Origin of the sequence: Pseudomonas sp. Root401 (genome assembly GCF_001425105.1) — a bacterium.
GTDB lineage: Bacteria > Pseudomonadota > Gammaproteobacteria > Pseudomonadales > Pseudomonadaceae > Aquipseudomonas > Aquipseudomonas brassicacearum.
In genome coordinates this window covers 602,574-614,970 of sequence record NZ_LMDO01000012.1, presented here as the reverse complement: position 1 = coordinate 614,970, position 12,397 = coordinate 602,574, and the positions used below count along the sequence as shown (strand labels likewise).

13 protein-coding genes are annotated in these 12,397 nt (G+C 63.4%); 3 read left to right on the top strand and 10 right to left on the bottom strand.

Translation table 11 applies throughout. The features are described from left to right. Nucleotides 1-27: 27 nt before the first annotated feature. Together ASC85_RS12725 and ASC85_RS12720 are read left to right on the top strand one after the other, a co-directional pair. Nucleotides 28-1,434, top strand: a complete 1,407-nt coding sequence (locus ASC85_RS12725; protein ID WP_057449556.1) for an adenosylmethionine--8-amino-7-oxononanoate transaminase — start codon at nt 28-30, stop codon at nt 1,432-1,434. 133 nt (nt 1,435-1,567) lie between these two features. After that, nucleotides 1,568-2,287, top strand: coding sequence for a 16S rRNA (uracil(1498)-N(3))-methyltransferase (locus ASC85_RS12720; RefSeq protein WP_057449555.1), 720 nt, complete (start codon nt 1,568-1,570; stop codon nt 2,285-2,287). Between the two features lie 23 nt (nt 2,288-2,310). Here ASC85_RS12720 and trhA read toward each other — a convergent pair whose 3' ends face one another. After that, nucleotides 2,311-2,928, bottom strand: coding sequence for a PAQR family membrane homeostasis protein TrhA (gene trhA, locus ASC85_RS12715; protein ID WP_018609564.1), 618 nt, complete (start codon nt 2,926-2,928; stop codon nt 2,311-2,313). Nucleotides 2,929-3,180: 252 nt separating this feature from the next. Here trhA and ASC85_RS12710 point away from each other — a divergent pair, with 252 nt between their 5' ends. After that, complete coding sequence (locus tag ASC85_RS12710) at nt 3,181-4,095, top strand: LysR family transcriptional regulator (RefSeq protein ID WP_046063253.1); 915 nt, start codon at nt 3,181-3,183, stop codon at nt 4,093-4,095. Nucleotides 4,096-4,206: 111 nt separating this feature from the next. Here ASC85_RS12710 and madM read toward each other — a convergent pair whose 3' ends face one another. The 9 genes from madM to mdcA form a co-directional block, all read right to left on the bottom strand. Then, on the bottom strand, nt 4,207-4,971 hold the full coding sequence (gene madM / locus ASC85_RS12705) for a malonate transporter subunit MadM (RefSeq protein ID WP_046063311.1): 765 nt from the start codon (nt 4,969-4,971) through the stop codon (nt 4,207-4,209). Nucleotides 4,972-4,976: 5 nt separating this feature from the next. Beyond that, nucleotides 4,977-5,369 (bottom strand): malonate transporter subunit MadL, encoded by a 393-nt coding sequence (gene madL, locus ASC85_RS12700; RefSeq protein ID WP_014340653.1) that lies wholly within the window; start codon nt 5,367-5,369, stop codon nt 4,977-4,979. A 67-nt stretch (nt 5,370-5,436) separates the two neighbouring features. Beyond that, entirely contained in the window at nt 5,437-6,357 is a 921-nt protein-coding gene (mdcH, locus tag ASC85_RS12695) for a malonate decarboxylase subunit epsilon (RefSeq protein WP_057449554.1), read from the bottom strand. Continuing rightward, entirely contained in the window at nt 6,354-6,974 is a 621-nt protein-coding gene (locus ASC85_RS12690) for a malonate decarboxylase holo-ACP synthase (protein ID WP_057449591.1), read from the bottom strand. Before ASC85_RS12690 ends, mdcH begins: the two co-directional genes overlap by 4 nt. After that, nucleotides 6,971-7,774, bottom strand: coding sequence for a biotin-independent malonate decarboxylase subunit gamma (mdcE, locus tag ASC85_RS12685; RefSeq protein ID WP_057449553.1), 804 nt, complete (start codon nt 7,772-7,774; stop codon nt 6,971-6,973). The genes ASC85_RS12690 and mdcE overlap by 4 nt, the downstream gene beginning before the upstream one ends. Next, on the bottom strand, nt 7,771-8,622 hold the full coding sequence (locus ASC85_RS12680) for a biotin-independent malonate decarboxylase subunit beta (RefSeq protein ID WP_057449552.1): 852 nt from the start codon (nt 8,620-8,622) through the stop codon (nt 7,771-7,773). Before ASC85_RS12680 ends, mdcE begins: the two co-directional genes overlap by 4 nt. Continuing rightward, on the bottom strand, nt 8,615-8,914 hold the full coding sequence (locus tag ASC85_RS12675) for a malonate decarboxylase subunit delta (protein ID WP_003206454.1): 300 nt from the start codon (nt 8,912-8,914) through the stop codon (nt 8,615-8,617). Before ASC85_RS12675 ends, ASC85_RS12680 begins: the two co-directional genes overlap by 8 nt. Beyond that, the gene (locus ASC85_RS12670; RefSeq protein ID WP_046063249.1) at nt 8,914-9,789 is read right to left on the bottom strand and encodes a triphosphoribosyl-dephospho-CoA synthase; all 876 of its coding nucleotides are present in this window, start codon (nt 9,787-9,789) and stop codon (nt 8,914-8,916) included. Before ASC85_RS12670 ends, ASC85_RS12675 begins: the two co-directional genes overlap by 1 nt. Continuing rightward, nucleotides 9,790-11,460, bottom strand: a complete 1,671-nt coding sequence (mdcA, locus tag ASC85_RS12665; RefSeq protein ID WP_057449551.1) for a malonate decarboxylase subunit alpha — start codon at nt 11,458-11,460, stop codon at nt 9,790-9,792. It abuts the gene before it with no gap. Nucleotides 11,461-12,397 lie beyond the last annotated feature (937 nt).

The following is a 12,397-nucleotide window of genomic DNA, read 5'->3' as shown; positions in this document are numbered from 1 at the left end:
CCGCGAGCCGCCTCGAGGAGACTGTAAATGGGCCTGAATAACCAGTGGATGCAACGCGACCTCGCGGTGCTATGGCATCCCTGCACCCAGATGAAAGACCACGAACAGCTGCCGCTGATCCCCATCAAGCGCGGTGAAGGCGTGTGGCTGGAAGATTTTGAAGGCAAGCGCTATCTCGATGCCGTCAGCTCCTGGTGGGTCAACGTTTTCGGCCACGCCAACCCGCGCATCAACCAGCGCATCAAGGACCAGGTCGATCAGCTGGAGCATGTGATTCTCGCCGGCTTCAGCCATCAGCCGGTGATTGAGTTGTCCGAGCGCCTGGTGAAGATGACGCCCGAAGGCCTGACCCGGTGCTTCTACGCCGATAACGGCTCATCCTGCATCGAAGTGGCGATGAAGATGAGCTTCCATTACTGGATCAATCGCGGCCGGCCGGACAAGAAGCGCTTCGTCACCCTGAGCAACAGTTACCACGGCGAAACCATCGCGGCGATGTCGGTGGGCGATGTGCCGTTGTTCACCGAAACCTACAAGGCCTTGCTGCTGGACACGATCAAGGTGCCGAGCCCCGACTGCTACCACCGCCCTGACGGCATGGGCTGGGAAGAACATTCGCGCAACCTGTTCGCGGCCATGGAACAGACCCTGGCCGAGCACCACGACACGGTGGCGGCGGTGATCGTCGAACCGCTGATCCAGGGCGCCGGCGGCATGCGCATGTATCACCCGGTGTACCTGAAGTTGCTGCGCGAGGCCTGCGACCGCTATGGCGTGCACCTGATCCACGACGAAATCGCCGTCGGCTTTGGCCGTACCGGGACGATGTTCGCCTGTGAGCAGGCCGGCATCACGCCGGATTTCCTCTGCCTGTCCAAGGCCCTGACCGGCGGTTACCTGCCGCTGGCCGCGTGCGTGACCACCGACTCGGTCTACAGCGCGTTCTACGACGACTACCCGACCCTGCGCGCCTTCCTGCATTCCCACAGCTACACCGGCAACCCGCTGGCCTGCGCGGCGGCCCTGGCGACGCTGGATATCTTCGAAGAAGACAACGTCATCGAAAACAACCAGGCCCTTGCCCAGCGCATGGCCAGTGCCACCGCGCACCTGGCCGATCACCCGAACGTCGCCGAAGTGCGCCAGACCGGCATGGTGCTGGCCATCGAGATGGTCAAGGACAAGGCCAGCAAAACCGCCTATCCGTGGCAGGAACGGCGTGGCCTGAGTGTGTTCCAGCATGCCTTGGAGCGTGGTGCCTTGCTGCGGCCGCTGGGCAGCGTGGTGTATTTCCTGCCGCCGTATGTCATCACCCCGGAGCAGATCGATTTCCTGGCCGAAGTCGCCAGCGAAGGCATCGACATCGCCACCCGGGACAAGGTCAGCGTGGCGGTGCCGAAGGATTTTCACCCGGGGTATCGCGATCCGGGCTGAGCCCTGAACTTCTCGTTCCCACGCTCTGCGTGGGAATGCATCCCGTGACGCTCCGCGTCACATCCACAGCGGACGCAGAGCGTCCATGGCGGCATTCCCACGCAGAGCGTGGGAACGATCGAGAGAACAAAACATGAGACTGTCCCGCTTCTTCATCGACGCGCCCCTGAGCCTCGGCGACCACGAACTGCCTGAAGCCCAGGCCCACTATATCGGCCGGGTGCTGCGCATGGCCGAGGGCGATGCGGTGCAGGTGTTCGATGGCTCGGGCCAGGAGTTTCGCGGCACCCTGGCCGAAGTCGGCAAGAAACGCGTTCGAGTGCAATTGGACGAGCAGTTCGCCGGACAACCTGAATCGCCGCTGCGCATCCACCTCGGCCAAGGCCTGTCCCGAGGCGAGCGCATGGATTGGGCGATCCAGAAAGCCACGGAGCTGGGCGTCAGCGAGATCACGCCTATCTTCAGCGAACGCTGCGAAGTGCGCCTCAAGGACGAACGCGCCGACAAGCGCCTGCTGCACTGGCGCCAGGTGGCAATCAGTGCCTGCGAGCAGTGCGGGCGCTCAAGCGTGCCGGTGATCCACCCGCCGCTGCTGCTGGCTGACTGGCTGAAACAGACCGAGGCCGAGCTCAAGCTGGTGCTGCATCCGGTGGCCGAGCCCTTGGTCAGCCATGACAAACCGTCGACGCTGGCGTTCCTGATTGGCCCTGAAGGCGGCTTGTCGGACGCCGAAGTCGAACAGGCCAAGACCGCCGGCTACCACGCCGCCCGCCTCGGCCCTCGCGTGCTGCGCACTGAAACCGCGCCGGTTGTGGCACTGGCGGTGGCGCAGCAGCTATGGGGGGATTTCTAGAGTCAAATGTTGAACCCATGGCGCTAGAGCACGTAGAACAGAATCGCCACGAAGTGCAGCAAACTGCCGGCAATGACAAACAGGTGCCAGATGCCGTGGGCGTGGCGTAGCCGATGGTCGAGGGCGAAAAAGATAATGCCCACGGTGTACAACACGCCGCCCGAGGCCAGCCAGGCAAACCCGGCGCTGCCCAGGGCCGCCAGCAACGGCTTGACCGCCACCAGCACGATCCAGCCCATCACCGCGTAGATGACGATCGACAGGATCCGCGCTTCGGAGCGCGGCTTGATCTCCTGCAGGATCCCGATCAGCGCCAGCCCCCAGACGATCCCGAACAAGGTCCAGCCCCACGGCCCGCGCAGGGTCACCAGGCAAAACGGCGTATAGCTGCCGGCGATCAGCAGGTAGATCGAAAAGTGATCGACCTTCTGCATGATGGCTTTTTTGCGCCCGCGCACGCTGTGGTAAACCGTCGAAGCGCTGTACAGCACCAGCAGGGTGAACCCGTAGATCGCCACGCTGACGATCTTCCACGGATCGCCCGCCATCCCGGCAATCACCAGCAACCACACCGCCCCGATAAAAGCCGCCACCGCCCCGACCAAGTGCGTCCAGGCGTTGAGTCGTTCCCCGTGATACATCCAGTCCTACCTCACATTCCAGAACAGACGCCAAGGCTCAGGCCTGGCGCGTCAAAGTGCAATGCTTTGCTTGCTGTGGAAGCAAGGCTAATGATCGTTCCCACGCTCCGCGTGGGAATGCAGCCGGGGACGCTCCGCGTCCCGAAGCGGACGCAGAGCGTCCGTTGAGGCATTCCCACGCAGAGCGTGGGAACGATCACATCCCTAGGCCTAATGGGGCACAATCGGGCAATACGAATAAGAGTCCGCCCCATGCTGATCGACGAAGAATTGACCCTGAAGAAACTCGAGGTATTCCTGGCCTTCATGCGCACCGGCAACCTGGCGCGGGCGGCGGCCGAGTTGCAGACCAGCAATGTCAGTGTGCACCGGGCCATTCACTCGCTGGAGAGCGCCCTGCGTTGCCCGTTGTTCAAGCACGAAGGCCGCAACCTCACGCCGCTGGAAAGCGCCTATGTGCTGGAAGAGCGGGCGCAGAAGCTGATCCAGGACGTGGTCGAAAGCGTACGCCTGACCCGCGAAGCCGCCGGCTTCTCCGCCGAACGCTTCAAGCTCGGCTCGTTGTATTCGTTGACGGTCAAGACCGTGCCGCAACTGATCATGGGCCTGAAAATCCGTCGCAGCGAGCTCAATATCGACCTGATCCTGGGCTCGAACATCGACCTGCTGTACAAGCTCAAGAACATGGAGGTGGACGCGATCCTGATCTCCCTGGACGACAGCGTAAACGACCCTGACTGCGAGCATATCGAGCTGTTTTCCGATGACATCTTCCTCGCCACGCCGGCCGACTCGCCCTTTGCCCAGCGCAGCGAGGTCGACCTGGCCGAGGTGCGCGACGAGACGTTCATCACCCTGACCCAGGGTTTTGCCACGCACCAGGACGGCATCCGGGTGTTCAAGCAGGCGGGGTTCGAACCGAAGGTGGCGATGCAGGTCAACGACATCTTCACCCTGCTGAGCATGGTCAGCTCCGGGGTGGGCTATGCGTTGCTGCCGGGCAGGATTGCGGCGGTGTATGAGAACCGGGTGAAACTGATCCCGTTGCAGGAGAGGTATCGGCTACAACAGCGCATTGGCGTGGTGTTCCTGAAAGCCAAGGAGCGTGATCCGAATCTGCTGGCGCTGTTGGCTGAGTGCCGGATGTATGCCAATCGCCAGGTGTGAGACCGTGTTGCCTTCATCGCGAGCAGGCTCGCTCCCACAGGGACACGCGGTCAACTGTGGGAGCGAGCTTGCTCGCGATGGGGACAGTCCTGTCAACGAAGAGACTAAGCCCTAGCCCATCAACCCCCGCATGATCAGAAACAACAATGAAGGCCCCAACAAGCATCCAAGCGCCGTATAGAACGCCGCCGTCAGGCAGCCATACGGCACCAGCTTCGGATCGGTGGCCGCCAACCCACCGGCCACACCGCTGGAGGTGCCCATCAAGCCACCGAAAATCACCGCGCTGCGTGGATTATTCAGGCCAATCAACGGCGCCACGAACGGCGTCGCCACCATCACCAGGATCGCCTTGATCAACCCGGCAGCAATGGACAGCGCCATCACTTCGGAACTGGCACCAATCGCCGCCCCGGTCACCGGCCCGACGATGTAGGTCACCGCCCCGGCGCCAATGGTGGTCAGGCTCACCACATCGGTGTAACCAAACGCCATCGCCACACCCACGCCAGCAATGAACGACGTACCGACCCCGACGAACAGCGCCAGCACCCCAACGAAACCGGCTCGCTTGAGTTCTTCGATACTCACGCCAAACGCCGTGGCGACGATGGCAAAGTCCCGCAGCATCGCACCGCCCAGCAAGCCGATCCCGGACAGCAGTGGAATATCCACCACGCCCTTCTGCCCACCGGTCATTGCCCCGCCGATGTAGGAGAGCACCAGCCCCAGGAGAATGGCGATGGCCGAGCCATGCAGGCGGCCTTTAGTGAAGGTGTTGCTGATCCAGTAGGACACCCACATGGTGATGCCGACAATGGCGAAACCGCTGATCAGGCCGTAGCCGGTGATGACTTTCATCATGGATTCGTACATGGCAATCACCCGACCGTCTTAACGGAAACGTCGCCCTGGGGCCCTTTGTTGCCAATGCGCACCAGCACCGGTACCAACGCAAAGGCAATCACCACCGCCAGGGTCCCGGCCAGGATCGCCATTGGCCCACCCTTGAGCGCGCCGTAGACGTTTTGCTGCGCCGCCATCGCGACCACGATGGGGATGTAGACCGCGCTCCAGAATTCCACGCCGGCCTCGGATTTGCCCTTGAACAGGCCACGCTTGCTCAGGTAACTGCCCAGGCCGATCAACAACAGCATCGCAATGCCGACGCCGCCGACGTTGGCCGGCACGCCGATCAATTTGCCCAGCAGTTCACCGATAAAAATACCCGCCAGGGTACAAAAGGCCAAAAATGCCACACCGTAGATAATCATTGTTGTAGTCCTCAAAGTGCATCGTCGAAGTTGTTGTTTTTGTGCTTCGCCAGCTTGAGTCGGTGGTTTAGGGTTGGCGGTTTCCCTCCTCATGCAACAGCGCCTGCAGGGTGTCGAGCCGCGCGCCGTCGAAAGCCATGACGGTGCCCTGCTCGAACACCCGGCGCGCCAGGGCGGTCAGCACCGCACCGGGCGGCAGTTCGATCTGTAGTCGCACGCCGCGCTCGTAGGCGCTTTGCACGGTACCGCGCCAATCCACCACCCGGCACATGTTGAACGCCAGGTCGTCGCGCAAGGCCTCGGTGTTGATCAGCGGTCGCGCGCGGCTACCGCTGAGATAACCCAAGGCTGGTGCTTTCAACGGCACGTCGGCAAATGCCTGGGCCAATGCCCGGGCCGGTGCTTCCAGCAACGGGCAATGGGACGGCACGCTCACCGCCAGCCGACAGGCCTTCCCGGCGCCCAGGCTTCGCGCCTGCCTGGCAACGTTGCTCATGGCCTCGTCACTGCCGGCGATGACCACTTGGTTATCCGCGTTGATGTTGGCCAGGTAGACCGGAGTGCGGTCGCTGTGCACCTGCGCCAGCAACACTTCCACTGCCGCGAGGTCGAGGCCGATGATCGCGGTCATGCCGTAGCCTTGCGGATATGCACGCTGCATCAATTCGCCCCGCAGGCTGACCAGCCGCAACGCATCCTCGAACCCCAGCGCTCCAGCCACCACCGCCGCCGGATACGCGCCGATGGACAGCCCCGCCACGTAGTCCGGGGCAGGTGCCTGCTCCAACAGTTGACGAGACGCCGCCACACCGGCGATCAACAAACACAGCTGCACCGCGCGGGTCGATTGCAGCGCCTCGGCACTGTCCAACTGCAAGACGTCCTCACCAAGCACCTCACCCGCTTCGTCGAGGACTTGTGGCGCCAGGCCATGGAGCATGCCCACGCGCTGCGCACCCTGGCCGGGAAAGACGAAGAGGCTGCTCACGCGACTTGCTCCAATGAAGGCTGCCAAGGATCGCTCACCAGCCGTGCCTGCACGTCATCCTTGAGCAAGACCCGCCGCGACGAACCCGCCCACTCGCGCAAGGCGACGGCACCGCAGGGCGTTTGCAATTGCATATCCACGGTGCAAACCGAGGCATCCAGTTGCGCCAGCAACTCCCTGGCCTGGAGCCGATCGAGAAGATGCGGCACCCGCAGAATCAAATCCAGGTCGCTGCGCTCATGCAACGCCTCGATACCGGTGGCGAGCTCGAACCCGGCGCTGCCGCTGACGCCCCAGGCCCAGCCACTGGCATCGAGCAGCGAACGCAGGCAGGACAGCGCTTGCAGGGCTGGCAAGTCGCGAGTCGACGGGACGTGACAAAGGTCTTCCGGCCTGACGCGACGGGCAATCGCCGCGACCGCCATCGATGTTGCATAACGCTGCTCGCGCAAGCGCCCGCGCACGCCAACCGCGATTTGACCCGGCGCCATCAGCGAGCGCCGAACCACCACCGGTTGACCCGCGGCAATCGATTCGACCACCCATGCCGGCGCACCCGCAGGCACCTGCTCCGGGGTCATCCCCCAGAGCAGGTCATGGGCCAGATACGTATTCACCACTGTGCTCTCAGCAGTTGGCGCACGGTGCTGGAAGCCGCGCGATGAGTCGCACCGAGGCGACTGCTCAAATCGCGAGGCGCAGCGGCCACATCGTTGATCGCCTGTTGCAGACAATCCGTCACCCGGGCCAGATCCGCCGCCGTCGGTTGCTCGATTTGCTCCACCGACAAGGTTTCCCACAGCAGACCCAGGCTGGCAAAACTGTCGATGTCATAAGCCATCGGCGGCACGCTGGCAGCCAACGCCTCAAGCTCCTCGACGCTGCGCAGGGTGACCCGCGCCGCCGAGGCCTTGCCCATGGCGTGGATCATCACGCCCGGGTCGCGCAGGGCGATCAGGCGGTTGGCCTGGTAGCCGTGGGCCAGGAACGCCCCCGACATGGCCTTGCCCACCAGCAAACCGATCACCGGATGCCCGGCCAGTCGCGCACGGGCGTAGCTGTCCGCCGCGCCGGCCAGGGCCTGATGAATGCCCAGGGCTTCTTCGCGCCGGCCGTAGGCCTGGCTCGGTACATCGACAACGGCGATCAGCGGACGTTTGTTGACTGCATCGCGGTCGGCGTCGATGGCGTCATCCACCGCCTTGGCCAACCCCCAGCCCTCCAGCAAACCGACTTCGCCATTGCGAGCACGGGGAAAGCGACTGTCGGGATCCGCCACCACCGCCAGCAGGCGCACGGTTTGCTCGCCCAGCCTGGTGTCAGCGACTTTCAACGAAGCCGGCAGGCCTTCCAGCGGTTTGGCGTCGCCACTCAAGGCTTCGAACCAGCGCAAGCCTCTCAATGAATAGGCACTCATGAGCGTTCTCCCTGATACAGCTGGCGAACCGTGGCCGGTTCGATTTGCACGTCAGTGTCCAAGCGGGCCAGGCGTTGCAGGAACAGCTCGGCCTGGCCGCTGCGGTGTTGCGCGGCAACGCCCAGGTGCAGCAACTGGCCGACCTGTTGGCGGATCTGCGTCACATCGTCGGCCACATAACGATCCACCAATCCCGTGGCGAACCGCTGTTCACCGCCGGTCAGGCTCCAGATGAACGGCCGGTCGCGGGAGTCGTATTCGTCGATCCCGGCCTCCTGTTCGATCACTTGCGGGCCGTTCAGGCCCAGCCGCGCTTCCTGGGTCACCAGCAGATAACTGCACAGCCCGGCGGCGATGGACATGCCACCAAAACAGCCGACGCTGCCGGCCACCACACCGACCACCGGTTGGTATTGGCGCAAGTCGACAATCGCCGAATGAATCTCGGCAATCGCCGCCAACCCGAGATTGGCCTCCTGCAAACGCACGCCGCCGGTTTCCAGCAGCAACACGGCACGGGTCGGGATGCCCTTGCGGTTGTCCTCGGCGGCCAGCTCCAGCGCACCGGCAATCTTCGCCCCGCCGACTTCGCCGAGGCTGCCGCCCTGGAACGCGCCTTCGATGGCCGCGATCACCACGGGCAGGCCGTCGAGCGTGCCCTTGGCGATCACCACGCCGTCATCGCTTTGCGGCACCACACCCTGGCGCAACAGCCACGGCGACATGACTCGCTGGAACGGGTCGAGCAGTTCACGGAAAGTGCCCTCATCGAGCAAGGCCTTGGCCCGTTGCCGGGCACCGAGTTCGACGAAGCTGTGCTTGTTGAGCAACGCTGCACTGTCAGTCATGGCCGATCTCCTCGAAGCCTTGCTCCAGGCGCAAACGCACCACGCCGGGGGTGGCGCCGAAATCGTGGATGTCGATAGACAAGGCCGGCGGTGTCTGGCCGTCGAACATGCGGGCGAACAGGTGCTGCCAGCGTTGTTCACTGCCGTTGACCGAGGTCTGCACCTGGATGGTCAACTTGCCCGCCAGACCGGGTTCGATCAGCACTTCCAGGTCGCCCGAGCCGACACAGCCCACCAGCGCCCGGCCCCGTGGCGGCTGCCCGGCGGGGAATTCAAAGGATAAGGTTTCCATCAGCACACTCCAGGGAAGAGGCCATCGCCGCGCTCGATACGATCGAGGAACAGACAGGCGGCGAGCAGGTCGGCAGCGCCACCGGGCGAGGCGTTCAAGGCAATCAGTTGTTGGTCCAGCGCGTGCAATTGGCGACGACCGCCCAGGCTCGCGCTGCCACCGGCATCGAGCACCGCCTTGGCGCCCTGTTGCATGGCTTGCAAACCCGGCTCGCCGGCGCGATAAAGCACGCAGGTATCGGCCAAGGTGGTCATGATCGCCAGCAAGGCATCGAGCCGGGCGTTCTGCTCTCCCGCGCCCGCCGCGCGACTGCGCTTGAGTTGCGGCAGGCCCAGGCCGGTGACCGCCGGGAACGCCAGTTGCGCTTCCTCCCGGGCACCGCGCACGCCGTAGCGCTGGGCTACCTGGGCGCCGTGGCTCATGGGTTGGGGCGCATAACGGTCGTTGAGCAAGGCCAGGCGGGCAGCGCGTAAAGCGACTGCACTGGCGGCACTGGATTCAGGTTCCAGCGCCGTTGCAGCGACCAACAGGCCCAAGGCCCAGATCGCCCCGCGATGGGTATTCACCCCGCCGGTGGTGGTGAGCATCGCGGTTTCACCCTCACGGCCGATGCGCCCGAGGGCTTCGCGCAGCGGCAAACCGATCTCGCCACAGTCGAGGGCGGCTTCGGCCATTTCCTTGAATGCCGGCCACAGCGACAGCGCCGAAGCATGCATCAGGCCCAGGTGCAGGTCGGTATGGGCGCCATTGCCACGACGGTCCACCAAGGCCGGTTTAGGTGACAGGTCGGCTTCGTCGATCAGCGCATCCACCGCCATATCCGCCAGGCGCTCGGCCAAGGACAGTTTTTTCGGTTGCAGGTTGAAGGCGTGCATTTACCAGCTCCTGAACTTGGCGGGCGGGTTGTAGAGGCCACCGGACCACTCCACCAGATCGGCCACGCTCTTGGCCGCAAGCAGTTCGCGGGTGGCGTCGGTGCGGCGGATACCGAGGTCTTCGGGCAAGGCAATCAGCCCTTCGCGGCGCATGCGCGCGGTGTCTTTCGGGTCATGGCGCAGGCCAATGGCGGTGACGCCGGCCACGGCGGCGATCATCGCCTGGCGTTCTTCCAGGGAGCGGGCCTTGTACAGGTAAGCGATGCCCTCTTCGGTCAGCAGGTGGGTGACGTCATCGCCGTAAATCATGATCGGCGCCAGGGGCATGCCGGCTTTCTTCGCCACGTCCACCGCGTCGAGGGTCTCGACGAAGGTCGGTTTGCCGCCCTCCTGGAACGTCTCGACCATCTGCACCACCAGCTTCTTGCCGCGTTCGAGCAACGGCGCCTCGCCATCGCCGTGGCGCATGTCGAGCCAGGCTGGCGTGCCGTGACGACGACCGCGCGGGTCGTGGCCCATGTTCGGCGCACCGCCGAAGCCGGCCAAGCGGCCACGGGTCACGGTGGAGGAATGGCCGTCGCCGTCCACTTGCAGGGTGGCGCCGATGAACAGGTCCACTGCGTACTGCCCGGCCAGTTGGCAGACCATGCGGTTGGAGCGCAGCGAGCCGTCGTGGCCGGTGAAGAACACGTCCGGCCGGGCGGCAATATAGTTTTCCATGCCCAGCTCGGTGCCAAAGCAATGCACGCTTTCCACCCAACCGCTTTCGATGGCCGGGATCAGGGTCGGGTGCGGATTGAGCGTCCAGTTACGGCAGATCTTGCCCTTCAGGCCGAGGGATTCGCCGTAGGTCGGCAGGATCAACTCAATCGCGGCAGTGTTGAAACCGATGCCGTGATTGAGGGACTGGACGTTGTGCTTTTCGTAGATCCCGCGGATCGCCATCATCGCCATCAGCACATGCACAGGCTTGATGTGGCGCGGGTCGCGGGTGAACAGCGGCTCGATGTAGAACGGCTTGTCGGCCACCACCACGAAATCGACCCAGGACGCCGGGATGTCGACGCGCGGCAGGTCGCTGACGTCATCCACCAACTGGTTGACCTGGACAATGACGATGCCGTCGCTGAAGGCCGCCGGCTCGATCAGTGCCGGTGTGTCTTCGGTGCTGGGGCCGGTATAGATATTGCCGGCGCGGTCGGCCATGAAACCGGCCGAGAGCACCACGTTGGGAATCAGGTCCACCACCAGCCGGGCATAGAGTTCGATATAGGTATGGATCGCGCCGATTTCCAGCAAGCCATCTTCGAGCAACTGGCTGATGCGCAGGCTCTGGGTGCCGGCGAAGGAGAAATCGAGCTTGCGGGCGATGCCGCGCTCGAACAGGTCCAGGTGTTCGGACCGTCCAACGCTGGGCATGATCATGTGTAAATCGTGCAGCTTCGAAGGATCGACTTTCGCCAGGGAGCGGGAAAGGAAGTCCGCCTGCTTCTGGTTATTGCCCTCCAGCACCACACGGTCGCCGGGCAGGATCAACGCCTCCAGCGCCGCGACGATATTGTCGGTGGGCAACACCACACCGTTGGCCAGCCCCTTCACCAGCCCGAGACGCCGCTGCTTTTCGCTGCGCCGCCGCGTCCAGCGCGAGTCGGGGGATATTGTTGTTGTCATGACCACTCCACGGGTTCGCTGTCGTGGGGGTCACATTAGGAGTGTTGTGGCGCGGGCATCAATCAAGCTCGACGGTGGATCGTTACGGTTGGAGTAATGGTTGAACGCCATCCTGGTGGGAGCGAGCTTGCTCGCGATAGTGGTGGGTCAGCCAACGGGGTATCGAATGTACTGCCCCCATCGCGAGCAAGCTCGCTCCCACAGGGTCAAGGGGTTGGCTTCTGATCCTGTGGCGAGGGGATTTATCCCCGTTGGGGCGCGAAGCGGCCCTGGAACCGCTCCGTCAATGCGCAACCGCTTGTCGAATGACCGCTCTGACCTGTCAATCCTGACAGTATCCCGCCCGTCATTTACGGCGCCCAATAGTTGGTGCTACGACCTTCCATGCTCGGTTCAATAACTGGACGGAGCCTGACGCTGAACTCAATAAGTGGCATTCAGTCAGTTGGGGCTTTATCGGTATGCTGTTCGCGGATGGCTCGAAGCAAATCTGGATTGGTACACGAGGCGGGTCAGACTTCGAGACATTCCGTAAGGTGGACATTGATAACATCCGAGTCCGGCGAATTTCCTTGCAGTATGAATAGCGAGTCCCCAAAAGGGCCTGATCGGTCCCAGTTTGGGGCTGATCGTCAGTCGACAAAACAAGCATCTGACGCTCAACGTGGCCCACTTGATCCACATGGCCCGGTCGCTGGTGGACACGACGCCGGATTGACGGCATGCCTGAATTCCAATGATCAACACATCCCCCTGCTCGCGCCCACAAAGGTATGTGGTTCGACTCGAATTTGTTGCGAGGGGATCTAGCGAGGTGTCGCACCGCACCACTTGTCGGGTAACCGCTTCGACCTGTCATCTTTGACAGTAGCCAATCAACCAGTTGCAGCGCCGAATAAGTTGCGCTGCGATCATCAATGCCCCGGTTTCCTCGGGC

Coding starts and splice junctions, on each gene's coding strand:
- ASC85_RS12725 (WP_057449556.1), top strand. CDS start 28: ATGGGCCTGAATAACCAGTGGATGCAACGCGACCTCGCGGTGCTATGG.
- ASC85_RS12720 (WP_057449555.1), top strand. CDS start 1,568: ATGAGACTGTCCCGCTTCTTCATCGACGCGCCCCTGAGCCTCGGCGAC.
- trhA (WP_018609564.1), bottom strand. CDS start 2,928: ATGTATCACGGGGAACGACTCAACGCCTGGACGCACTTGGTCGGGGCG.
- ASC85_RS12710 (WP_046063253.1), top strand. CDS start 3,181: ATGCTGATCGACGAAGAATTGACCCTGAAGAAACTCGAGGTATTCCTG.
- madM (WP_046063311.1), bottom strand. CDS start 4,971: ATGTACGAATCCATGATGAAAGTCATCACCGGCTACGGCCTGATCAGC.
- madL (WP_014340653.1), bottom strand. CDS start 5,369: ATGATTATCTACGGTGTGGCATTTTTGGCCTTTTGTACCCTGGCGGGT.
- mdcE (WP_057449553.1), bottom strand. CDS start 7,774: ATGAGTGCCTATTCATTGAGAGGCTTGCGCTGGTTCGAAGCCTTGAGT.
- ASC85_RS12680 (WP_057449552.1), bottom strand. CDS start 8,622: ATGACTGACAGTGCAGCGTTGCTCAACAAGCACAGCTTCGTCGAACTC.
- ASC85_RS12675 (WP_003206454.1), bottom strand. CDS start 8,914: ATGGAAACCTTATCCTTTGAATTCCCCGCCGGGCAGCCGCCACGGGGC.
- ASC85_RS12670 (WP_046063249.1), bottom strand. CDS start 9,789: ATGCACGCCTTCAACCTGCAACCGAAAAAACTGTCCTTGGCCGAGCGC.
- mdcA (WP_057449551.1), bottom strand. CDS start 11,460: ATGACAACAACAATATCCCCCGACTCGCGCTGGACGCGGCGGCGCAGC.